At 47.9% G+C, this 23103-nt stretch carries 26 protein-coding genes; 15 read left to right on the top strand and 11 right to left on the bottom strand.

Annotation, left to right across the window (positions count from 1 at the left end; translation table 11 throughout):
* Nucleotides 1-79: 79 nt before the first annotated feature.
* The 9 genes from D0S45_02015 to D0S45_01975 all read right to left on the bottom strand — a co-directional run bounded on the left by D0S45_02015 (nt 80) and on the right by D0S45_01975 (nt 5902).
* Nucleotides 80-391 (bottom strand): heme biosynthesis protein HemY, encoded by a 312-nt coding sequence (locus tag D0S45_02015; GenBank protein TIH20140.1) that lies wholly within the window; start codon nt 389-391, stop codon nt 80-82.
* A gap of 152 nt (nt 392-543) precedes the next feature.
* On the bottom strand, nt 544-1380 hold the full coding sequence (locus D0S45_02010) for an AraC family transcriptional regulator (protein ID TIH20139.1): 837 nt from the start codon (nt 1378-1380) through the stop codon (nt 544-546).
* A gap of 10 nt (nt 1381-1390) precedes the next feature.
* On the bottom strand, nt 1391-1783 hold the full coding sequence (locus tag D0S45_02005) for a cupin domain-containing protein (protein TIH20138.1): 393 nt from the start codon (nt 1781-1783) through the stop codon (nt 1391-1393).
* 157 nt (nt 1784-1940) lie between these two features.
* Entirely contained in the window at nt 1941-2336 is a 396-nt protein-coding gene (locus D0S45_02000; protein ID TIH20137.1) for an osmotically inducible protein OsmC, read from the bottom strand.
* Between the two features lie 130 nt (nt 2337-2466).
* Complete coding sequence (locus D0S45_01995; protein TIH20136.1) at nt 2467-2928, bottom strand: YkgJ family cysteine cluster protein; 462 nt, start codon at nt 2926-2928, stop codon at nt 2467-2469.
* 40 nt (nt 2929-2968) lie between these two features.
* The gene (locus D0S45_01990; protein ID TIH20135.1) at nt 2969-3418 is read right to left on the bottom strand and encodes a GtrA family protein; all 450 of its coding nucleotides are present in this window, start codon (nt 3416-3418) and stop codon (nt 2969-2971) included.
* A gap of 188 nt (nt 3419-3606) precedes the next feature.
* Nucleotides 3607-4809, bottom strand: coding sequence for an MFS transporter (locus tag D0S45_01985; GenBank protein TIH20134.1), 1203 nt, complete (start codon nt 4807-4809; stop codon nt 3607-3609).
* Between the two features lie 53 nt (nt 4810-4862).
* Nucleotides 4863-5300, bottom strand: coding sequence for a MarR family transcriptional regulator (locus tag D0S45_01980; GenBank protein ID TIH20133.1), 438 nt, complete (start codon nt 5298-5300; stop codon nt 4863-4865).
* Nucleotides 5301-5503: 203 nt separating this feature from the next.
* Nucleotides 5504-5902, bottom strand: a complete 399-nt coding sequence (locus tag D0S45_01975; GenBank protein TIH20132.1) for an N-acetyltransferase — start codon at nt 5900-5902, stop codon at nt 5504-5506.
* Nucleotides 5903-6174: 272 nt separating this feature from the next.
* Here D0S45_01975 and D0S45_01970 point away from each other — a divergent pair, with 272 nt between their 5' ends.
* The 14 genes from D0S45_01970 (at nt 6175) to D0S45_01905 (ending at nt 19602) form a co-directional block, all read left to right on the top strand.
* The gene (locus D0S45_01970) at nt 6175-7494 is read left to right on the top strand and encodes a diguanylate cyclase (GenBank protein ID TIH20275.1); all 1320 of its coding nucleotides are present in this window, start codon (nt 6175-6177) and stop codon (nt 7492-7494) included.
* 570 nt (nt 7495-8064) lie between these two features.
* A complete protein-coding gene (locus tag D0S45_01965; protein ID TIH20131.1) occupies nt 8065-8442 on the top strand; it encodes an NADH-quinone oxidoreductase subunit A in 378 nt (125 codons plus the stop codon).
* The gene (locus D0S45_01960; protein TIH20130.1) at nt 8421-8960 is read left to right on the top strand and encodes an NADH-quinone oxidoreductase subunit B; all 540 of its coding nucleotides are present in this window, start codon (nt 8421-8423) and stop codon (nt 8958-8960) included. Before D0S45_01965 ends, D0S45_01960 begins: the two co-directional genes overlap by 22 nt.
* The gene (locus D0S45_01955) at nt 8957-9490 is read left to right on the top strand and encodes an NADH-quinone oxidoreductase subunit C (protein TIH20129.1); all 534 of its coding nucleotides are present in this window, start codon (nt 8957-8959) and stop codon (nt 9488-9490) included. Before D0S45_01960 ends, D0S45_01955 begins: the two co-directional genes overlap by 4 nt.
* Nucleotides 9487-10638 (top strand): NADH-quinone oxidoreductase subunit D, encoded by a 1152-nt coding sequence (locus tag D0S45_01950; protein TIH20128.1) that lies wholly within the window; start codon nt 9487-9489, stop codon nt 10636-10638. Before D0S45_01955 ends, D0S45_01950 begins: the two co-directional genes overlap by 4 nt.
* A gap of 13 nt (nt 10639-10651) precedes the next feature.
* The gene (nuoH, locus tag D0S45_01945) at nt 10652-11620 is read left to right on the top strand and encodes an NADH-quinone oxidoreductase subunit NuoH (protein TIH20127.1); all 969 of its coding nucleotides are present in this window, start codon (nt 10652-10654) and stop codon (nt 11618-11620) included.
* Between the two features lie 12 nt (nt 11621-11632).
* On the top strand, nt 11633-12250 hold the full coding sequence (locus D0S45_01940; protein ID TIH20126.1) for a 4Fe-4S dicluster domain-containing protein: 618 nt from the start codon (nt 11633-11635) through the stop codon (nt 12248-12250).
* Nucleotides 12250-12771 carry an NADH-quinone oxidoreductase subunit J gene (locus tag D0S45_01935; GenBank protein TIH20274.1) on the top strand — a complete coding sequence of 174 codons (522 nt, stop codon included), beginning with the start codon at nt 12250-12252 and terminating at the stop codon, nt 12769-12771. The genes D0S45_01940 and D0S45_01935 overlap by 1 nt, the downstream gene beginning before the upstream one ends.
* Nucleotides 12771-13079: an NADH-quinone oxidoreductase subunit NuoK gene (nuoK, locus tag D0S45_01930; GenBank protein TIH20125.1), complete on the top strand. Its 309-nt coding sequence runs from the start codon at nt 12771-12773 to the stop codon at nt 13077-13079. Before D0S45_01935 ends, nuoK begins: the two co-directional genes overlap by 1 nt.
* 4 nt (nt 13080-13083) lie before the next feature.
* Nucleotides 13084-14577 carry a monovalent cation/H+ antiporter subunit D family protein gene (locus D0S45_01925; protein TIH20124.1) on the top strand — a complete coding sequence of 498 codons (1494 nt, stop codon included), beginning with the start codon at nt 13084-13086 and terminating at the stop codon, nt 14575-14577.
* 11 nt (nt 14578-14588) lie between these two features.
* Nucleotides 14589-14849: a hypothetical protein gene (locus tag D0S45_01920; GenBank protein ID TIH20123.1), complete on the top strand. Its 261-nt coding sequence runs from the start codon at nt 14589-14591 to the stop codon at nt 14847-14849.
* The gene (locus D0S45_01915; protein TIH20122.1) at nt 14839-16611 is read left to right on the top strand and encodes a Na(+)/H(+) antiporter subunit D; all 1773 of its coding nucleotides are present in this window, start codon (nt 14839-14841) and stop codon (nt 16609-16611) included. The genes D0S45_01920 and D0S45_01915 overlap by 11 nt, the downstream gene beginning before the upstream one ends.
* Before the next feature lie 15 nt (nt 16612-16626).
* The gene (locus D0S45_01910) at nt 16627-18162 is read left to right on the top strand and encodes an NADH-quinone oxidoreductase subunit M (GenBank protein TIH20121.1); all 1536 of its coding nucleotides are present in this window, start codon (nt 16627-16629) and stop codon (nt 18160-18162) included.
* 18 nt (nt 18163-18180) lie between these two features.
* The gene (locus D0S45_01905) at nt 18181-19602 is read left to right on the top strand and encodes an NADH-quinone oxidoreductase subunit N (GenBank protein ID TIH20120.1); all 1422 of its coding nucleotides are present in this window, start codon (nt 18181-18183) and stop codon (nt 19600-19602) included.
* A gap of 83 nt (nt 19603-19685) precedes the next feature.
* Here D0S45_01905 and feoB read toward each other — a convergent pair whose 3' ends face one another.
* Nucleotides 19686-21812, bottom strand: coding sequence for a ferrous iron transport protein B (gene feoB / locus D0S45_01900; GenBank protein TIH20119.1), 2127 nt, complete (start codon nt 21810-21812; stop codon nt 19686-19688).
* 2 nt (nt 21813-21814) lie between these two features.
* A complete protein-coding gene (locus D0S45_01895) occupies nt 21815-22051 on the bottom strand; it encodes a ferrous iron transport protein A (protein ID TIH20118.1) in 237 nt (78 codons plus the stop codon).
* Nucleotides 22052-22523: 472 nt separating this feature from the next.
* Between D0S45_01895 and D0S45_01890 the strand changes: the two genes are divergently transcribed.
* A complete protein-coding gene (locus tag D0S45_01890) occupies nt 22524-23087 on the top strand; it encodes a type I restriction endonuclease subunit R (GenBank protein ID TIH20117.1) in 564 nt (187 codons plus the stop codon).
* Nucleotides 23088-23103 lie beyond the last annotated feature (16 nt).

The following is a 23103-nucleotide window of genomic DNA, read 5'->3' as shown; positions in this document are numbered from 1 at the left end:
AATAGCATGTAAAAAAAGACCGGAACCATACGGTCCCGGTCAGAATTGATAGCGAGTCTAGAAGGTGCCTTAAGGCTCGTTAGCCGCAACCGCCGCAGCAGCTGCCGCATCCACCTTCGGCTTCTTCGAAGACGAGGGAAGAAGAGATTTCAATTCCCATAGGGGAAAGGTCAATCTGCATAGGCTTAGCCTGTTCAAAAAGCTCTTTGTCTACTACAAAGTCGTAGCCTTCCAGATTGATGGTTTCATCACCGTCTTTTGCGGAATCAATTCCAAGCGCCAGACGGGTTCCGCTGCATGCGGAAGCGATGTATATGCGAATCGGCTCTTTGTCTTTTTCATCAAAGTGCTGATCAAGAACTTCTTTTGCTTTTTCTGTGATCTTAAGCATTATTTTTCTCCTTTTGAGGTTCATTTTTTAAAAGAATAGCCCTCATGCAAGGTAAGTCAACCTGATTTGCCGAAAAAAGTGTTCACTATTTGTGCAGCTTTTAAGTTCAGCAAGTTTGCATTGGAAAATTCTATTTACGGGTAGAATTCAGGCTACTTGTTCTCCCGGAGAAAACGTCCGGGTGATATACCTATTACCCTTTTGAAATGGCGAGAAAAATGACTTTGGTCAGAAAAACCGGAATTAAGTGCAGCTTCAGTTAGTGATTCCCCTGATTGAATCCGGGTCTTAGCCTCAAGTATCCGGCTGGAGATGATGTGTTCCTGCGGGGAAATTCCATACTTTTTTACAAAAAGTTTTTGCAGGTGAAAAGGGCTGATGCACCCGGTATCCGCAAGATTATGCAGGGTCATTTTATTCTTGAAATTTTTATCGATGTATTCTTTTACTCTGTCCAAAGCTTCATGTTGTGGTCCGGTTTTTTCCGGTATTAATTTTCGGGTGCTGAGATGTTCTATGGCATGGTAGAGAAATGTATTCAGGGCGGCTTGTTTCTCAAGCACTGTTCCTTTTGTTTTTTGTAAGGCGAACAATTCGTTGAATGAGTTTTGCTCAAAATCGATATAAATTACTTCAGGATCAAAATGTGGTTCCATGCATGATTTTCCGCTGATTTCTTCGGCTAGTTTTTGCAGATATGAAGCACTGACGCAAAGGGAACGATAGGAATGGGGGCCGAATTTGTTTCCTGAAATTGATTCACAGCTATGTGGAGTGCCGGGGGGAAGTATGCACATCTCCCCGGCACGGTATGAATATGTTTGGGAATTAATACTGACCTTGCGCTCGCCACGGTCTATCAGGCTGAATATGAAACTGGTGTGGACGTGACGAGGGAACCGGTTAGCAATTCCGCTTGCTTCCACAAGTGTTACGTCAGGTATGCTTTCCAACTCATGGAAGATCAGTTTTTCATTTTGTTTTGTCATTTGCCTAAGTTCATATCAAAGCCGGGAAAAACTTGGCAAGTAGAGTTAGACCCTCCGGTCCGGCCTTTACGCTATGCTGTTCCCCCTTTGGAATGATTGCAGATTTTCCGGGGTGATAGGGTGTGGTTTTCTCCGCAAGTCTGGCACTGCCTTTGCCGTTAATAATTTCATGCAATTCCCATTGGTTTTCATGAATATGTGTTTCAAGAGTGCAGCCGGGATCAATTCTGACAATGTGACAGCTGAGCTGGTTTGCGGTTTTGTCCCCGGTTATGAGATGTTTGAGGTATACACCTTTAAATGCCGGATGCGGATTCCAGTTTAGGTCCGAACAATTGATGGCCCCGGTTGTTGTCTCAATTGTTCCGTTTGCGGCAAGGGTGGGGAATTCTTCAGTGGTCATTTTATTCTCCTGTTTGTGATAATGTTTTGTCTGCCTGTTTTATATGCAGGTACAGGAGGGAGAGTATTGTACGATCTTGGGAATATGTTTTGGTAAATAAAAAGCGGAGAGATTTTCACCTCAACCGCTTTAAATTGAACCAAATTTGTTGATAAAATTAGACTATTTCAAGTTGGAAAGCCGGGGGGCTCAGGAGCAGTTTCTTGATTGGACAGAGGTCCAGCGCGCGAAGCAGGGCGGCTTTGTATTTTTCCGGGAAACCTTCTGGAATAGTGAGTTCGTAGGTGAACTTGGTTATCTGGTTTCCGTCATCATTAAATTTGTATCTGATGTTAAGTCCCAATCCATCCATGGGCAGGGATTTAGATTCACAGAATATGCGGGCATAATGGGCCGCACAGGTAGCCAGTGAAGCGAGGAAGAGCTGCGTCGGTTCCGGGGCGGAACCATCTCCTCCCTCGGAAACGGGCATATCAACGTCTATACAGTAATCATCACCAACAGCCGAAAGTTTTTTACCCGGACCGAACTCTATTTTGATTTCATTGGTCATCATGACTCCAATACGCCATAAGTGTTGATAAATGGTGCTGCTGCGGCAGCAACCTAAAAATAGCGCTGAAATGTGATAAAAATCAATGATTTTTATGTTGTAAAATCGGGTGAATATGTGTTTTTTAACGTCATTTACCGTTGGGGATGTGCCCGGATTTGATGTCGTCTTGGTCATCCATTGCTTCATGCAGTACTTTTTCGAAATCTATTTCAGTTGACATGCGAAAGCCGCATCCGGCAGGCAGTTCGCCGAATTGCATGAAAATTGAGGGATTTGGAAAGGTGCGGCAAAGGCGGGGGCGGTTCTCGTAATCGTCGCATGTACCGTTTTCGTTCAGGCAGGTGCAGGAAAACTTAAGGTAACCTTCCTCGGTTTTACCGCAGATTTCAAAGCGCGATAAAGCTTCGTCTTCATCAATCGCATTTGCCAAATGTTTTTTTGTTTTCAGCCATTTATTGCCAACGTTAAGGCAGATAGAGCGGCAGCAGCTACCACACATTTTGCAATTTCCGCGTATGACTACGTTCTGTCTTTTTCTTTTAAGACGCCATTTGCGGTATTGAAGTTCCAGATACTCGAATAGGTTCATACGGGGAAAATAGTCCGCTATGTTACGGAATGCAAGGGGCTTAGGGTAGGGGCTTACCCGCAACCTTGAAATTGACGTAAAGATTGAACAGATAATTCCACATCCCGGTGATCAAAGAAACAAGGATTCGTGAGACGACGTACTGCCATTTGAGAATGTCTACCATAACGAACATCCCTCCGGTAACAACTACCAGTCCAGTTCCGGCAATCAGTATGAAGCCGAGGTAACCTTGTTTAAATTCACGGGTCGTGCCCTTGAATACGAGCTTTCGACTAATGAGGTAATTTATTGAAACTGCGATGAAGAAAGCCAGACCTGCCGCAAATACAGGGGCCCAGTCTAGTTTGTCCGTAAACAGATAAAGCATGGCCAGATCGAAAAGGAATGTTCCACCTCCCACACAGGTGTAGCGAATGAAACGCAGGATTCCTTTGTTATCCCATCTAGGGATTCTATTTTTATTTTCAAAAACGGGCTTCGCAATCATGGTAAAGGCTTAAGGTTGTGTGAAACGATTGTTTTGAGCAGAAGGCCAGTTTAAACTAGTAAAGTCAAGGGCTACCGGGAAAGGTGACCTATTTGTAACCAAGCCGATGCAAAAAGAAAGGCCCCGCTGGATGAGGGTGGAATCCTCCTCATCCAGCGGGGCTTGCGGCGTTCGGGGTAGTACAAATATTAATTTGCTTTTTGAGCTACTCCATCCGTTCTTGGGGTTGGTTTACGGATTGCCATTAAGGCCAAAGGTTGGAAAATAGCCAACACAATAGCCAGTAAGCCAACCCATTTCATGTCCACAAGTTCTCCGGTAGGGCCGGTGCTTAATATTGCAGAGGCCACAAGTGCGCCGATTCCGTTGCCTATATGCTGAACCGATGAGTAAAGGGACATGAAACCTGCACGTTCATGTGGTGCCGGGAGTTTGGATGCTTCAGTTGTCGCTGAGACGTTCCTGAAGCAGACCATGCCCATGAACATAATAAATATGACTAGCAGGGGCGAATTGGGTGAGTGCATAAAGCCGTCATAGAGAAAGATAATCAGTAAAACAGTACCAATAATGTTAGTCGGAATAGGTCCAATCTTGTCTGAAGATCTACCTCCAATCTGAATAAGAACTAGACTGAATGCTCCTCCCACAAGATAGAGGAAGCCAAGTGAAGATCTGGGGTAGCCAAGGTTGATCTGAAAATAAGCGGAAATATTCGGGATGATTGCGTATGAAGATATCATCGCTGTGAACATCATGAAAAATGCCAGCAAATATTTTTTGTTGGATAACAATTTTCCCAGCGAGAGAGGTGCTACTTTTGCCTGTAAATGGCCTCTCATGGAGGGAGTGAATTTAATGATGAGAAAAAGAAGGATAAATCCGAGAATGGCTATGGCGTAGAAAGGGGTTTTCCATGTTCCTCTTTCTGCTAATTCCAGCCCGAAAGGAATAGCTGCAATAGCAGAAATGGAAAAGGTTCCCATGACAATTGCCATTGCTTTTCCTCGCCTTTCAGGTGGTACTGCATCGCAGACCATGGAGAATGCAATCGCAGCCGCAGGCCCGCCGAATAATCCGGCAAGAATTCTTGCGCCTATCAAGGTCGACAGATCCCAGCATAGCGTTGCGCATAAGGTGGCAAGTGAAAGTCCGAAGACAGTAACAACTGCAACATTTTTACGGTCATACTTATCAAGAAATTTTGCGCAGGCAAGACCGGAAAAGCCCACTGCTAGAGTATAGCATCCGCAGATAAGACCAATGTCCGGATTAGTTATTGGGAGGTCATTTGAAATGTCCGGACCTAAAGGCATAACCATCATAAAATCCACAATATTAAGTAGCTGGATCATTGCTGCAATCCAGACAATTCTTGTTTCCTGTTTCATGTTCAATTCCTCCGAAGAAATGTATGGTGTCCATACGTTTGAGGTAAAAAAAATTACAAATGATCTTCGATCATATCATATGCTTTGTTGAGAAAGTTTTCCAAAAGCGCCTTGTTTTCGGGAGTTAGCGACTCCAAGAAGTTCTCCATCTCCTTATGTTTTTGCTGGTGATAATCAACATGGGCCTGATAAGCGGACATGCCTTTTTCTGTTAGGTTGGCAATTTGGCGGGTATTGTTGCTTTCGTCTGTCCTTTTTACAACCAACCCTTTGCTTTCCAGTCTCCTTACAATTTGCGAAACTGTACCTTTGGTTACCCCTATCAGTCTGGATATTTCTGAAATATGAACACCTTGGCGATCCCCAATCAACTGAATGATATGGATTTCGCTACGGTAAATGTTCACATCAGTACCAAAAGATTTGTATGCCTTTGTGGTATTCGAGATCTTTTCAACCAGCACCATGTATTTTTCTACTATCGGATTCATATTGGTTACATCGTATGGACTCCATACGTTTGTCAAGAAATAATTTTTGATTAAAAAGAAAGGCCCCGCTGTGCGAGGGGGTGAAATCCTCGTCAGCGGGGCTTGCGGCGTTCGGGTCAGGTTGCGCCAAACCTCCCTTGTGCCGTCTGGAAGAAAGGGGTGTTTGTTCGGTGATGAACAAAGAGTGAAAGTAAAATTTATATTTATAAGGTGGATACAAACATAGGTGCTTTCTCTATATGGTGAGTGAAGCCGCAATTTTTGTAAAAGCCGACCTTGTCTTCCATTGCGATCAAAACTTTTCGTGGAATTTCAGAGTATGTTTCCAGCATTCCCGTTACCAGTTTTTTTCCTAGTCCATGTCCCTGATATTCAGGGTCTACAAGCAGGTACTGGAAATATGCGGTCAGTACTTGGTCGGTTATGGAATTGATTAATCCTATCAGGCGATCTCCATCGCGGACTGAAAAGACTTTATGGGAATTAAACATGGCTTGCTTCAATTTTTCCGGATATTTCCCGGATTCCCATTCTACAGAAAGGAAGAGCTTTTCAAGTTCATCAGCGCTGAATTCTTTGTTCCAGCTAAATGATATTGTCATTTGCGACCTCCTTTCTGCGTTCCGTTGATCTGTTTATATGAAACGACTTTCCATATGTCTAATATATAATTTGTGCCTATTTGATATGTTTTAAGTCTTGATTGGCATGGTTCTGCTGTTTGCTGAGGAAAGTTAGGCAAGAAAATTATTTCCAGAATTATGTTTGTTTTTGGTCTGTTTTATAGGTGAAGAGTTCTTTTTTCTTATTTCGACTCTGTTTATGTTTAGTTATGGGTTTTATAAATTTTGATTTTATATTAATTGAAGAAAGTATGGAAAATAGCCTGAAAATATTGCTGGTGGACGATAATGCCGTCAACTTGACTCTTCTCGAGCGTTTGCTGAAAGATGAAGAGGCTGAGTTGTACAAGGCTATGGATGGGGAGGAGGCAATAGGGCTTTGTCGGGAAAATGATTTTGCCCTGATTCTGCTTGATGTGCAGATGCCCGGGATGGATGGTTACGAAACGGCTCGTGTCATCAAGGATATTGAGTCGTGCTGTCTAGTTCCGATCATTTTTCTAACCGCTATTTATAAAGATCCGGCCTATGCCCGTATGGCCTATGAGGCCGGTGCTGTCGATTTTCTTACGCAACCCATTGATCCGCCGACTTTAAGGGGAAAGGTCGGAGTTTTTTTGGAGTTGAAGAGACAGAAAGACAGGCTTGAACGGGAGATTGCGCAGCGTATCATGACCGAACAGGCGTTGCGGGCTGCTGAGGAAAAATACCGCAACATATTTGAAAGGGCTGTGGAGGGGATCTTTAGATCCACTCTTGATGGGAAATTTGAGGAGATCAATCCTGCCTATGCTCGCATCTTGGGTTATGAAAGTTCAGAAGAAGCTGTAAAATCTGTCCATACGGATAAGCTCTACAAGAATCCCGGTGACAGAAGGGAATTTCTTAAAAAACTGATGCAGGAGAAGTCCCTTCGGGATTATGAACTGCGTTTCAGGCGCAAAGACGGTTCTCTTATTTGGGTCTCGGAGAGTTGTCGTCTGTTTGAAGAAGGTGGTGAGTTTTATATCGAAGGTGTGGTTGAAGATATCACCCACCGCAAGCTCTGCGAGCTTGAATTGCAGGAGAAAGCCACTCTTGATGCCCTGACCGGAATCCCGAACCGTTACCTTTTTTTTGATCGGTTGGGTAAATCTGTGGCTAATGCAGGTCGTTACAGAGAAAAATTGGCTCTGCTATTTATAGACCTGAACGATTTCAAACAGGTTAATGATCAATACGGGCACCATACCGGAGATATGTTGCTCTCCAAGGTCGCGGGAAGGCTTAAGTCTCGTTTGCGGGCGTCAGACACTTTTGCCCGGCTGGGTGGTGATGAATTTTGTGTTCTGCTTGAACGTCCTGCGAATCGGGATAGTATTGCGCAGGTTGCCGACGAATTTATTGATTGTTTTTCAGCTCCGTTTGAATTTGAAGGAATCAGCTGTAGTGTCGGGGCTTCGATAGGTATCAGTGTCTATCCGGAAAACGGTTCCAAATCCGAGGAGCTGGTCAAAAAAGCTGATCAGGCCATGTACCGGGTTAAGGAACAGAAGGATTGCAAGTACTGTTTTTATAGCGCAGAGGATTAACCCGCTGAATTTTTTCTGTATCTTTTTATGCCCGAGAGTATTCCGGCAGAGAGGTGTTTCCGTTAGATTTAGCGGGAACACCTTCTTTTTTCTCAACTGGTTATCTTAATTTTATGTTTGAGAGTGAGTTCTGTGTCATTTTAGTACTATATTGGCTTTGACTTAGAGCTTGTGAAATATATTCTTTTCTTTCATCCCTTATACTTTGTGCTTTTACGTAGCAATAAACTCGGTGTGTCGAAATGTTTTGTAAAAACACTATTGAGTATGTTGTAAATTGTGTTATTAGTTAGCGGAAAATTTGTTTTGCATAGTCAAATTGTTTTCAAGCTTCTGAATTTAAAATAAATTATTTTGTGATTAATTGAACTATCGAAGACTTAACAGTTGTTAAACCCTGTAAAAGTAGCAGGCATCCTTGACACAGCAATGGTCGGGTGAGATACATTTAGCAAAAATATATTAAGATATTTTTTAGACTTTTTCTTTTTGGCGCTTTACAATTTCACATAATAAATATTAATAGGCATTTTGTGTTACTAATTTAAAAAAAGTAAGAGAGGTGAGAGAATGGTTTTCAGCTGGCTTCAGTTTGCCATCTTCATGTTTTTGATAGGTGGGCTGCTCTTTGCAGGCGGACCTCTTCTCTTGTCCGCACTTGTTTCACCGAGAGCGAAGGGTGGAGATATGGGCATGCCTTATGAATGCGGCATGAAACCGCACGGCAGGGCATGGAATCAATTCGGCATCAGTTACTATGTGTACGCCTTGCTGTTTCTGGCCTTTGATGTTGACGTCCTTTACCTTTTCCCGGTTTCCGTCTGGTATCCCCATGCTGATGGAATGTTCTACTTTCTTGAAGTTGCCGGGTTCCTGTCTGTTCTTGCTATCGCGATTATTTATTTCTGGAAAAAAGGAGTGTTCACATGGCCGAGAAAAATCTCCTGACCCCTGGCGGGCATGTCATTGAAGATGGGATTGTCCATCTCGAACTTGCCGAAGACGCCATGAATATCTGCCGCTCCATGTCGCTCTGGCCTATGACTTTCGGGTTGGCCTGTTGCGCCATTGAGATGATGGCTGTGGGTATGGCCCGTTTTGATATGGCCCGTTTCGGGGCCGAGGTTTTCCGTCCTTCCGCCCGTCAGGCTGACCTGATGATTGTGGCCGGGACTGTTACCAAAAAAATGGCCCCGGCAGTTGTGCGTCTTTATGAACAGATGCCTGCTCCCAAATGGGTTCTGGCTCTTGGGAATTGTGCCATTTCCGGTGGTCCGTTCAAGTTCAAGGGTCAGTACGGAATAGTAGAAGGCGTGGACAACCTCATTCCGGTTGATGTTTATGTTCCCGGCTGTCCGCCGCGGCCCGAAGCCTTGCTTGAAGGTTTGTTCCAGATTCAGGAAAAGGTGACTGGAAAACGCTGGTGGCCTGTGCCTGAAGAGCTTGAGAAGGAGCGTGCCTTATGATGGATGGCAATTTAAGTCTTCCGGTAACCCCGCTTATGGTCGGTAAGGGAAGTGTTGAGACTTCCGGGGTAACCATGAATGTCTTCCTTATGTCCGATGACATTACACAGGCGGCAGAGGCCATGCTCAAACAGGCCTACCATCTTGAAAATATTGATGCCCTTGATGTGGCTGAAGGTTTTCTGATCACTTATCACTATGAACATTTCACCAAGCCGGGACGTATTGCCCATCGGGTGCTGGTTTGTCGTGACGAACCGGAATTACCGTCTATTTCTTCTCTTTTTCAGGGAGCTGATTGGCATGAGCGTGAGTGCCATGACTTTCATGGCGTGAATTTCAGCGGACATCCTAATCTTTTACCTCTGCTGCTTGATCCTGAAACACCGAACGGGGTGCTGCTTAAGGATGATAAAGGGCGTAAGCCATTGCGTGATATTCTTAACCCCGGTGAGATTGTATTCAAAGGGGAAGGGTTCACTCTCTTTGATGAGGACGCTCCAGAATCGGAAGAGGAGTCTGCATCATGAATACATTTCTTGAAGGTGACTACTACACCAATCATTTTGAGAAGGGCGCAGACGATCACACCATGATCCTGAATATGGGCCCGCAGCATCCTTCTACCCATGGAGTTTTGCGGGTCATCCTTGAAATGGACGGTGAATACATTGTCCGCGCTGAGCCTGTGCTGGGCTATCTGCATCGCATGCATGAGAAAATGGCTGAGGTGAAAAGCTGGGTTCAGTTTATTCCCAATATGGGCCGTGTGGATTACCTGCATCCGCTGGCATGGAACCATGCTTACGTGTGCGCGGTGGAAAAACTGGCCGGGATCGAAGTGCCTGAAAGGGCCGAGTACATCCGGGTTATCACCACGGAGTTGAACCGCATTTCCTCGCACCTGCTCTGGTGGGGGGCCTATTTGCTGGACCTCGGCGCATTCACCCCGATCATGTACGCATTTGATGACCGTGAAATCATGATGGACATGATGCAGAAGGTGACCGGAGCCAGACTTACTTACAGTAATTTCCGTTTCGGCGGGGTGGTACACGATCTTGATGATGATTTTTCTGGAAAGTGTACCGAATTTATTAAACGTCTGCGTGACCGTCTGCCCATGTACAAGGATCTGGTCACCGACAACATAATCCTGCGTAAACGTATCGAGGAAATCGGCTACATGGATGCGGATATGTGTAACCGCTACGGTGCCACCGGCCCGCTCATTCGTGGCGCAGGTGTTGAACATGATACTCGTAGAGCCGAACCTTACTCGGTTTATGCTCGCTTTGATTGGAAGGTTCCGGTTTATTATGAAGCTGATGCCATGGCCCGCTATATGGTGCGCATGGAAGAGATCGAGCAGAGCCTGAATATTGTTGAGCAGGCCCTTGAGCAGCTTCCTGAAGGTGAACACATCATCAAAAAGGCTCCCAAGCCCACTTGGAAGGCCCCGGCAGGAGAAGCCTATTTCTCCACTGAAGGTGCCCGTGGCAAGGTCGGAATTCATATTGTGAGTGACGGAAGCAAAATTCCATACCGAATCAAGCTGCGTGCTCCGGGATTTTCCAACCTGTCTCTGTTCGCCGAATGTGCGCAAGGTACTATGTTGGCTGATGCGGTTGCCATTCTCGGCAGTCTGGACATGGTAATCCCGGAAATCGACAGGTAGTCAGGAGCTATATATGTCTCAAATTCCTGTAGAACTCGTAAAACTGCTCATCGCGCTGGTGGCAATCGCTGCTTTTGTGGGATTGAACGGGCTGGTGCTGGTCTACCTTGAACGTAAGGTTGCCGGATTCGTGCAGCGCAGGCCCGGACCTTATGAAGTAGGACCGCAAGGGTTGCTGCAACCGCTTGCTGATGCAGTAAAATTGATCGGGAAGCAGCTTTTCACCCCCAGCGGTTCGGATAAATTGCTTTTCTGGATGGCTCCGATTCTGTCTTTCATGCCCGTACTTTTGTTGTTTTTGCCTATCCCTTTTGGTCCCGTTGCAACCGGGATGGAAATGGACCTCGGGCTGCTGCTCATTTTGGCCTTCGCAGGTTTGAACGTGCTGGCAATCTGTCTCGCTGGCTGGGGATCAAATAACAAATGGGGAATCCTCGGCGCGGCAAGGGCTGTGGCTCAGTCCGTGGCTTATGAAATTCCGCTGCTGCTTTCAGTTCTGGCAATCGCTTTCATGACCGGAAGTCTGAACCTGACTACTGTTGTCGAAGGGCAGGGCGGCTGGCCGTGGCAGTGGAATGTGTTTTTACAGCCGCTGGCCTTCATCATTTATTTTATCAGCGCACTTGGTGAAACCAACCGCGCTCCCTTTGACTTGCCGGAAGCGGAAAGTGAACTGACTGCCGGATTCCATACTGAATATTCAGGCATGGGGTTTGGTATGTTTTTCCTTGCTGAATACGCCAACATGATCGTGGTCTGCTCCGTGGCCGCGGCCCTGTTTCTCGGCGGTTGGCAGGGACCGTTTTTTGACGGCGCATGGTGGTTCCTTGCTAAGGTCTACACCCTGCTGCTGGTTATGATCTGGCTGCGCTGGACTTATCCTCGCGTACGCTTTGATCAGCTTCTGAATATCAATTGGAAATGGCTTATGCCCTTAGCTTTGTTGAACCTGTTTATCACCGCTTTCGTGATGAAGTTATAGGAGGGCGTTTCAATGAGTGTAATTAAAAAAATTTGGGACGACGTAACTTCTCTCTGGTCTCTTATCGTGGGGCTGAAGGTCACAGGTAGAAATTTTATCGATAAAAACGTCACCCTGCATTACCCGCGTGAAACGGTTACTTTCGAGCAGCTTGAGGGTTTTCGCGGTCCGTTGGAACTAATCGGCAAACCCAAAGATCCGGGCAAGCCTAAATGTATCGCTTGTATGATGTGCGTTACTGCTTGTCCCAGTAAATGTATTACCGTGCTTAAGGCTAAAGCTCCCAAGCCTACCGAGGCTGAACTTCAGGCTATGAAGGAAGCCGAGGAGCGGGGCGAAAAGGTCAAAAAGCCTAAAGCACCCAAAGAACCGGCAAAGTTTCTTTATGATTTTTCACTTTGCTCACTTTGTGGATCATGCGTGGAAAATTGTCCCGCTAATGCTCTTAGATATTCATCAAATGTATATCTGACCGTGACTGACCGTAAGGAACTTAAAATGGATCTGCTGGCGAGGCTCGGTGCACAGGCCGAAGCGTCTATTGCGGAAAAGAGGGCGGAAAAAGCGGCAGAGTCTCCTAAAAATATTGAAGCTGAAACTACTGAAAAAGAGGCAGGGACAGAATCATGATGGAAACGCTCGCTAAAATTGCTTTCGCTGTCTACACGCTGCTGATACTCGGCGGCGGGTGTATAGCTGTGGGCGCACATAGTCTGGTTCGGGCCATGGTGGGGTTGATCTCATCCCTGCTGGGCGTGGCCGGAATGTACATGCTCATGGCAGCACCATTTATGGCCTTCATGCAGATTCTTATCTACGTGGGTGCGGTCTGTGTGCTCATCTTCTTTGCTATCATGCTTACCCGCGCTGATGACCAAGGCGTTGAATCCGGAAGTCGCAGGTCGGGTAAGTCCGCACTGGCGGCCCTGACTTTCATCGCCCCGGTTACAGTTATCGGGTTCATTCTGGTCAAGTTCCAGCCTGCGTCAATCAATATTCCGGTTGAGGTCCCGTTGATCCAGATCGGTAGAGGGTTGCTGGAAGACTATCCGGTGGCATTTGAGCTTATTTCAGTAGTCTTGCTTGCTGCCATGGCCGGGGCTGTTCTGCTGGCTTTCGAACAGAAAGGCAAGAAAGGGGGGAAAGCATAATGAGTCCTCTTTTGATGTATCAACTGGTGGCTCTTCTGCTGCTGGCTATCGGGCTGTACGGCATTGTCTGGCGTAAATCGCTGGTGGGTATGCTTATTTCTGTAGAGCTGATGCTCAATGGCGCAGGGCTGTCCATTGTCGCTGCCTCCCAGCTTACAGAGGCCGGAAGCGCAGTGGGGCAGATCGCCGCACTTTTTGTCATGGGGCTGGCCGCTGCTGAAGCGACCCTTGTGCTGGCAATAATCATTGTGGTGGCAAAACGGTTTAAGTCCGTTGAAACCGACGCAATAACAAGGCTGAAAGGGTAGGCGTATGACAGTTAGCACAGAATTCATCACCAGTGCTCGTATTCTCGTTCCGCTGGCAATCACCCTGGTGGCACCGTTTCTTATCTGGTTCTTCCGGGAGAATATCAACCGCCGTGAAGCTGTTTCCATCTGGGCCGGGATACTGACTTTTATTTCAGTAGTATCGATGGTCCCTGACGTGATGGACGGAAAGATTGTTGAGTATACTTTGTTCACCCTGTTTCCGGGCGTGAATGTCTCTTTCGCTGCTGACGGGTTGGCATTTATTTTCGCCCTGATTGCTTCGTTACTTTGGGTTTTCGCTACAAGCTATAATATCGGCTACATGCGTACCCTTAATGAACACGCCCAGACCAGATATTATTTCTGCTTTGCGGTCGCCATTTTCGGCGCCATAGGCGTGGCTTTCTCGGCAAATATTTTCACTCTCTATCTTTTTTACGAAATCATTTCCGTATTCACCTATCCGCTGGTTGCTCACCATCAGGATGATGTTTCCTTTAACGGGGCACGGAAATATATGGTCTACCTGATGGGTACTTCCAAGTTGTTCCTGCTTCCGGCCATGGTTATGACCTATGTGCTCTGCGGAACACTGGATTTCCATCTGGGTGATGTGGCGCAAGGGATCTTCCCGGCGGACGCAGACCCTACATTGGTGACCATCACCTACGTACTTTACATCGCAGGTCTGGCAAAAGCCGCACTCATGCCGTTTCACAACTGGCTTCCTTCAGCAATGGTCGCGCCGACTCCGGTCTCCGCTCTGCTGCACGCGGTGGCAGTTGTTAAGGCCGGGGTGTTCTCGGTTTCCCGTGTGATCCTCTCCGGCTTCGGGGTGGACCTTATGGATACGCTGGGGCTGGGATTGCCGACGGCCTACCTTGCGGCATTCACAATCGTAACCGCCTCTCTTATCGCCTTGACCAAGGATGATATTAAGGCTCGGCTTGCATACTCCACGGTCAGTCAGCTTTCTTACATCATTATCGGTGTTGCTATGCTGACTCCAGAAGCTGTGCAGGGCGGGTTGATGCATATCGCTCACCACGCTTTTTCCAAGATCACTTTGTTCTTCGGTGCCGGTGCCATTTACGTGGCAACCCATCTTAAACAGATCAGCCGCATGGATGGGCTGGGGCGGCGAATGCCATGGACCTTCGGGGCTTTTGCCATTGCGTCGCTATCCATGATCGGGGTGCCTCCGGTCTGCGGATTTGCTACCAAATGGTATCTGGTCAAAGGAGCTGTAACTATAGGGCAATGGGGACTTTTGATAGCCTTGCTGGCAAGTACTTTGCTGAATGCCGGGTACTTCGCTCCCATTGTTTACCGGGCATTCTTTAAGGCCCCGGCAGAAGGCGCAAATATTGAGCAATACAATGAAGCCCCGCTGTGTATGGTTATTCCACTCTTCACCACGGCCCTGATTTCGGTCTGGCTGGGACTTTATCCCCAGACCTTCCTGAACTTCATTAACGTGTTCGGCAAATTCTAAGGAGAACCGCCATGATAGAAAAACTTGGAAACTGGTTCGAAACCCAACGCACGCAGAAAATGAAGTTCTGGAAGATATTATTCGCGGGCTTCCTTGCTGTGCTGGTGATCCTTAATTTCTTCATCCATCCGCATCATGCTGAATATCATTACGATGTTTATCCCGGCTTCTGGGAAATCTTCGCCCTTGTTGTTTCAGTGGGTATGGTTTTCCTGATGAAGGTGCTCATTCAACCTTTTCTTGTAGGACCGGAGGAAGATGATGACGCTTAACGGTTTTCTCCATCCCGCACTGCCCTTTATAGCTCTGGCAATGGCTCTGCCATTCTTCCGGGGTAAACAGTGGAAATGGTTTCTGCTCATTCCGCCGATCATTGCTATCGTTGTTGTTTTTACCGCGACGCTGGGCAATTTCGGAGTCATTCCCTATCTCGGCAATGTGCTGGTACTGGGCAGAGTGGATAAACTTTCGCTGGTCTTTGCCAACGTTTTTGCCATCCAATCACTAATCGGTATGATCTACGCTCTGCACATGGATGATAGAGCGCACCATGCTGCGGCAGCTCTTTATGTTGCCGGATCATTCGGCTGTGTTTTTGCCGGTGACTATTTGTCCCTGTTTATTTTCTGGGAACTTATGGCGGTGGCTTCCACCTTTTTGGTCTGGCTGCACCGCACCAAGACTTCCAGCGCAGCAGGTTTCAGGTATTTCCTGTTCCACATGCTGGGTGGTCTTTTCCTGCTCGGTGGATTGCTGCTCCGCTATTCCGAGATCGGCACTTTTGCCTTTCTGCCTGTGGACCCACAGGGCATAGAATATTACGATTGGCTGATCCTGATCGGGTTCTGCGTCAACGCCGCTGTTGTGCCTTTGCACGCATGGCTACCTGATGCTTATCCCGAAGCTACTATTCCGGGCGCGGTATTCATGTGCGCCTTCACCACCAAGACTGCGGTCTACGTACTGGCCCGTGGATTCTCCGGAGTCTACGCGCTGGCTGTAGCCGGAACATTCATGGCGGTCTATGGAGTGCTTTACGCGTCCATGGAGAACAACGCGCGCAGGATTCTTTCCTATCACATTGTTTCGCAGGTCGGTTACATGGTCGCGGGTATCGGTATCGGTACGGCCATGTGTCTTAACGGCGCAGTGGCTCACGCTTATGCCCATATCCTTTATAAAGGATTGCTCTTCATGAGTGTGGGAACAATTCTCTACGCTGTCGGGACTGCTGACCTTGACCGTCTCGGCGGATTGGTCGGGAAAATGCCTGTGGTCATGCTCCTTTATATGGTTGGTGCGGTTTCCATTTCCGGTATGCCGCTCTTCAATGGATTTGTAAGTAAAACAATGACCATCACCGGGGCTGCTGAATCACACCATACCCTGCTTGCCGTAGGGCTTGAGATTGCCGCAGTGGGTACCTTCTTATCGGTGGGGATCAAGCTACCGTACTTCGCTTTCTGGGGTAAGCCCGCAAAGACGGATATCAAGCTTAATCCCATTCCCAAAAACATGTATGTGGCCATGGGCATCGCCGCTTTCCTCTGCTTTGCACAGGGTGTTTATCCTCAGATGCTTTACAAGCTGCTGCCGTTCCCCGTGGAATATGATCCTTATACTCCTTGGCATCTGTTGCAGGCGGCTATGCTGCTTGGTTTCACCGGAGCCGGGTTCTGGATCATGCGCAAGGTTATTGTACCGCATCACGGACGCAACCTTGATTTTGACAAGCTTTACCGCTTCATCGGTAATATGGGGTTGCTCCTTGTCTGCCGTCCCATCGCCTGGGCGGATTCAATATGGACCACCGTTTACCGGGTAATCGGTTTGAAGTGGCTGATGGATTCCGCCGCCGGGTCATCGTGGTTTGACCGCAAGGGTATTGATACCGTTGTGGACGGAACCGCGTATACCGTACGCGATATCGGCAGGACAGGGGCGAAGATACAGACCGGACGTTTGCAGGATTACCTCGGGCTGGCTGTGTTTATCGCACTCTGCGTTTACGGACTTGTCTGGTACTTTGGATAAACTGGAGAGAATGCAATGCAAGAAGTAGCTTATCCTGTTCTGACCGTCCTGATCTTTTTCCCGCTGCTGGCGGCCATCGGACTTTTTTTCCTCCGTGGCGAGAACACAGTGCGGATATATACTCTGGTCGTGTCAATCATAGAACTCGCGCTCTCGTACCCTCTCTTTGCCGGATTCAAACTAGAATCCGCCGCTTTCCAGTTTGTGGAAAGGATGGATTGGGTAGGGCAGTGGGGTGTTGAATATTATCTTGGTACCGACGGCATCAGTTTTTTGATGATTATTTTGACCATCGCTGTGCTGCCGCTCTGTGTACTTTGTTCTTGGACCTACATCACTACAAGGATTAAGGAATTCCATTTCTGTCTGCTGTTTATGACTGCGGCCTGTGTTGGAGTTTTTACCGCCCTTGATCTGGTCCTTTTCTACGTATTCTGGGAAGCAATGCTGGTTCCCATGTACCTGCTTATTGCCGTTTGGGGCGGACCTGAGAAGCGTTATGCATCGCTCAAGTTCTTCCTCTACACTTTGGCAGGCTCGGCACTGTTGCTGGTGGCAATTGTCGCCTTCAGAGTTGCCGGAGGAACCTTCGCTATTCCTGAACTCATGGAGCAGAACTTTGCCTTCAGTTTTCAGTTCTGGGCATTTTTGGCCCTTGCACTGGCTTTTGCGATTAAAGTTCCAATGTTCCCGTTCCACACATGGCTTCCAGCTGCGCACGTACAGGCCCCCACAGCCGGATCGGTTATTCTGGCTTCTGTGCTTTTGAAAATGGGAACCTACGGGTTTCTACGTTTCAACCTGCCTTTAACTCCGGCAGCCAGTGATTACTTTGCACCGTTCATGATTGCCATTTCCATTGCCGGAATTCTCTACGGCGGAATCGTGGCTCTCGGGCAGAACGATATCAAAAAAGTTATCGCCTACTCATCTGTGGGCCATATGGGATTTGTCACTCTCGGCATCTTCCTCTTCAATCAGCGCGGGCTGGAAGGCGCGCTCTTCCAGATGCTCAACCACGGTATCACTACCGGTGGTCTGTTTATGATGATCGGTGCTGTCTACGAGCGCAGTCACAGCCGTGAACTGGAAGATAACCAAGGTCTTGGTAAATACATGCCAGCCTACATGTTCTTCTGGGGTCTTTTCGCGCTGTCCTCCTTCGGCTTTCCCGGAACCAACAGCTTTGTGGGTGAGATTCTTGTCTTTGTAGGCGCGTTTGAGCAGAATCCATGGATTGGTGCACTGATGGTGCCCGGAGCCATGGTTGCCGCAGCCTACATGTTGCGTGTATCCCTCAAGCTGGCATGGGGCCGCCCGACTTCATGGAAGCAATGGCCTGATCTTAACCTGCGCGAATGGACATACTTGGCCGTTCCGGCAGTTTTTGTCCTTTACATCGGTCTGGCACCGGGGCTTTGTTTTAAGATAATGGATGCCTCGCTCATCAAGCTGGAGAAGGACGTGAAGGAAGGGGCTAAGATTGTTTCCATCCAAAAGGAAAACCCGCTGCAACTGGCATTCAATTCCCTTAAGGGAATTGTGAAATAGACAACAGGAGATATTGAAATGAATGTGAATCCATATCTTTTCATGCCGGAACTTTCCATGTTCCTGATTATTGCCCTGTTGTTTGTGCAGGCGGTGGGCAGTGAGAGGATGCGTGATAAGGTCGGCGTCTGGCTGCCCATTGCGTCTCTTTTGCCGATTGCGGTCTCTCTGCTTTCAGTCGGTCAGGAAGGGTTGTTCTTTCATGGGGCCTATCAGATCGATCCGCTTTCGCAGTTTTTTAAAGTAGCCATAGCTATCGGCTTTAGTGTGACGATATTTAACGCCACCCGTCAGCCAACATTGGAGACTGAAAAAAGATCTGATTACTTTCTGTTTCTCGCCATTAGCGCATGGGGCCTCATGATGCTCGCTTCGTCAGTGGAGCTGATCACCATGTACCTTGCGCTGGAGCTTTCATCTTATGCCCTTTATGCGATCATCGCACTTAGGGCCAAGGACAAAGGCGCGGCTGAAGCGGCAATTAAGTACATCATGTTCGGTGCGGTTTCTACGGCACTTGCCTTGTACGGATTTTCCTACATCCTCGCCGGAATGCATACTACCTACCTTGCGGAACTGGTCCAGAAGACATGGTCTTTCGAGGCCGCACCCATGGCTGTAACTGGTATGGGATTGTTCTTGCTGGGTATGTTTTACAAGCTGGCTCTGTTTCCATTCCATTTTTGGTGCCCGGATGTTTATGAAGGTGCGAGCAACGAAACCGCCGCTTTTGTGGCAACCCTGCCCAAGCTCGGCGCGGTGGTAATTTTGATTCGCCTCGCAGCCATGTTCAAGCCCGGTTACGATATCACAACCGTGATCGCCGTACTTGCTGCATTGTCTATGACCTTCGGTAACCTTGCTGCGCTGGCCCAAAAGGATGTGAAGCGTATTCTCGGGTATTCATCCGTTGCCCATGCTGGTTACATTATGATCGGACTTGTTTCAGGCACTGCCGAGGGACTTGCTGCCGCGTCATTTTACACACTGGCTTACGTGGCAATGAACCTGACCTGTTTCTGGGTGGTCAGCCGCGTATCCGTGGATGGACGTAACTTGCAACTGGATGACCTGAATGGCCTACACAAGCGCGCCCCGGCCCTTGCTTTTGCCTTGGCTGTTGGAGCTTTCGCGCTGGTCGGCCTGCCACCCATGGCAGGATTCATGGGCAAGCTGTTCCTGTTCTCATCAGGCTGGAATCACGGCTACAACTGGCTGATCATTATCGCCGGGATTAACACCGCCATTTCCATATACTATTATCTGGGACTTGTCCGCCATGCCTACACCAAGGATGCTGCCGAGGATCTGCCCCTGCCGGACACTTCCGCATTCAGCTTCGCCGGGGCGGCTCTGCTTTCCCTGCTCGTGCTGGGACTGGGCATGATGCCCGCAGGCGTGTTTGATTTCGCGTTGAAGGTGGGGAGTGTTATGCCGTAGGGTTTGTTGATTAAGAATTAAGAAATTGAAACGCCCCGTCTGATTTTTCAGGCGGGGCGTTATTTTTGTGTTGCAATATGTGTTTACAAATTCAAAGGTCTAAGCTGAGGCTCCTCTTTAACCTCTTTACTGCCCAGATATTTCAGCGTGCCATAAATCCCTCCAAGAATAGCAACTGCGATTCCCATGTAAATAGGATTTTTACCTTCAGCGATTTGGTAGAACAAGGTTGAAACAGACCAGCCAAGCGCAGTGCAGTACATCGCCATTACTGCGGAGTAGAAGCCGCCCATTTCCTGTCTGGTGGCTCCGATTACCGCGAGGCAGGGGAAGTACATGAGTACGAAGAGCAGGTAGGCGAAGGCGGAGTATACAGTGAAGTTTGCAGCAAGATGTTTGTAAACAGATGCATCTGCGCCGATTTCTTCGGATACGGTTGCGCTGTCTTCGCTGATCAGCCCGATTCCGAGCAGGTCTACTGAAGTCACAACTCCTGCAAGGCCGTCAATTACAGTGCCGAATGCTTCGTTAACTGCGCCGCCGATATCAAGTCCGCTTTCTTCTTCGGTTCCAGCTTCAACTTCGGGAGTGGCAGCGGCATTATCCATTGATGAGTAGAGGGAGTTTACAGTACCGACGATTGCTTCCTTAGCAAATAGTCCGGTGAACAGGGCCACGGATGCTGGCCAGTTTTCTTCTTCGATACCCATGGGCTTGAAGATGGGGGAAATGGATTTCCCGGCAATGGCGAGCACGGAGTTCTGGGAATCTTCGTTACCGAAGGTCAACTGTCCATTATTGATACCTACAGAGTTGAGCATGGAGAGTATGAAAACAGCGGTGACAACGATTACACCAGCACGTTTGACAAAACCTTTCATACGCAGCCATGCGCTTTTGAAAACCGCGCTAATTCTGGGAATGTGGTAAAGGGGCAGGTCCATTACAAAGTGGGAAGCAGTGCCCTTGAAAAGGGTGTTCTTCAGCAGAAATCCGGTAAAAATAGCCATGGCCAGACCGGAAAGGTAGATAAGGAATACAGCCAGACCGGAATATGCGCCGAATAGAGCTACGCAAAAGAGTGCGTAAACAGGCAGACGTGCGCCGCAGGACATGAACGGGGCCATGAAAATGGTCATGAAACGGTCCCGTTTGGAGCTAAGAGTTCTGGCGGCCATAACTGCGGGGACGGTACAGCCGAAGCCTACAACCATAGGAATAAATGCAGAACCGGGTAACCCGATCTTGCGCATGAAACGGTCAGCAACAACAGCTACGCGGGCCATGTATCCGAAGTCCTCAAGAATCGCCAGCGCGAGGAACATGAAGAATACCACCGGAATGAAGGTGGCAACGGTCTGGATACCGGCACCGATGCCGCCAAGTGTTACAGTTACCCATTCAGGCGCACCTATTGTGCTAAGCAGGTCTGCGGGGATATCGATGAAGATAAGTCCGGCCATGATGTCGAAAAAATCGATGAAGACCGAGCCGAGGCCGATAGCGAACCAGAAGGTCAGAAACATGGAAATGAGAAACACGGGGATAGCCGCGAATTTATTCATGACAATGTTATCCACCCGGTTGGTGAAGTTCTGGCTGCGGTCTTTCCTTTCCCTGAGAACCTTGGAGTAGATGGTGTCGATGTGGTTGTATTTTTCAACCGTGTCCATAACTTCCTGGCGAGTGGGGTGCGAGTCGTGCTCCGGAAGATTCTGCGATTCATTTCCAAGGGCTTCCACTGCTTTTGCAACAGAGTTTTTATCAACGGCAATTATGGGAATGACCGGGACTCCAAGCTCTTTGCTGAGCTTGTCCACATCAATATCAAGACCTTCGCTTTTAGCAACGTCAAGCATGTTCAGCAGGATGACAATCTGGTCGGTGCGTTCCAGTAGATCCATAGTCAGGAACAGGTTTCTGGAAAGATTGGTGGCATCCACAACGTTAACGATCATGTCATACTCGCCGCTGCGGATAACACGTTCAGCTACTTTCTGGTCTTCGGTATCAGGGCTCAGGTTGTAGGTCCCGGGCAGGTCTACAAGCTCAACCTTGGCACCGGAAAGTGAAAATGTGCCTTCGATTTTTTCTACTGTAACGCCGGGCCAGTTACCGACTTTCTGGCGGGCACCGGTCAGGGCGTTGAAAAGAGTTGTCTTACCGCAGTTGGGCACGCCTGCAATGGCGATTCTTTCAATCTTATGCATGACTAAAGCTCCTCTACCTTAATTTGATCCGCTTCGTCCTTGCGTAGTGCGATACGGCTTCCCCGGATTTCAAAGATCATGGGATCTGAAATTTTAATAGGAGCGAGGGCTATTTTAGTGCCTTTAACAAAACCCATTTTACGAAGTTTCTGTGAATATTCGGATGCTTCAGTTTCAAAACCGAGAACTGCGTAAGTCCGGCCTTCAAGGATTTTGGAAAGATTTATGTTTTTAGTCATTTGTGTCTCCCTTTTGTAATGACTGTTTTGATTTGGATGTTGAAAATCAATGTCAACTGAATTCTTGACTAGTCAAGTATGGAATGTGAGTCAAGGAGAAAGTGAAAATTATTTTCAATTGATAATATGTGTCAAAGTGAGGTGGGCTTTGGATGATTTGCTTATTTTGTCGGGATAAGGGGGGTATGCAAAGCTTGCGAAAGTTCCCCAAAGATTTTAATATAAAGACGATTGCATGACTCATAGGGAGTTGTGCTTCAAGGATAAAGAAGGGCGGGCGACTTGATTGGCAGGTCGTCAACCCTTCTTTTGTCTTTAATCACTTGCACAACAACCCAGCATGCTTATATAATTGCTTAAGCCGATAGGGATTCCAAAGGGGCTTAGCTCCTTTGGCCGCCGGAGGCGAAATCATATATCAAAAGCGCGTAGCGCATCAAAATAAGCCCCGCAGGGCCGTCGGAGGCACAATATGCATGAAACAAGTATGGGTGGAACATTGCGTGATTATTTGAGTGGTGAAGAGATTGAAGAGACCACTTACGAGGAATTTCGTCAGGCATTGGCAAAGCTGCTGGTGGAAGAGCTGGGCTACCCCAAGGAATCCTTGAAGGCCAAGATCGACATCTGTTTTGATATAGATGGTGAGGAAATGTGCCGTACAATTGATCTTGCTATTTACGATAAGAATGATCAGCCGATCATGATAGTTATGTTTTGCGCCGGGGATGTGGGCAGCTATGAGCGTGAGGCGGTCTGTGCGGGTAAGCTCTTCCAGGGCGGTCCGGTTCCTTACGTGGTAATTTCCGATTCCATGGATGCTTTTCTTCTGGATGCAATTTCCGGCAAGACCTTGGCTCACGGCATGAAATCAGTACCGAATTATGAAGATCTGCTGAAAATGACCGCAGATTACAAACGCGAGCCGCTTCCAGCGGAAAAGCGGACCAAGATCGAAAGGATTTTTTATACTTACACCGGATTCCTTCAAGGCACCTGCTGTAGCGAATCTTGTTCGCTGCCGCCTAAGAAGTAAGCTGGAGAGAATTTGA

The organism is Marinifilum sp. JC120 (assembly GCA_004923195.1).
In the GTDB taxonomy this organism is placed as follows: Bacteria; Desulfobacterota; Desulfovibrionia; order Desulfovibrionales; family Desulfovibrionaceae; genus Maridesulfovibrio.
The sequence above is the reverse complement of the archived record's forward strand: the minus strand, read 5'-3'. Positions and strand labels throughout refer to the sequence as shown.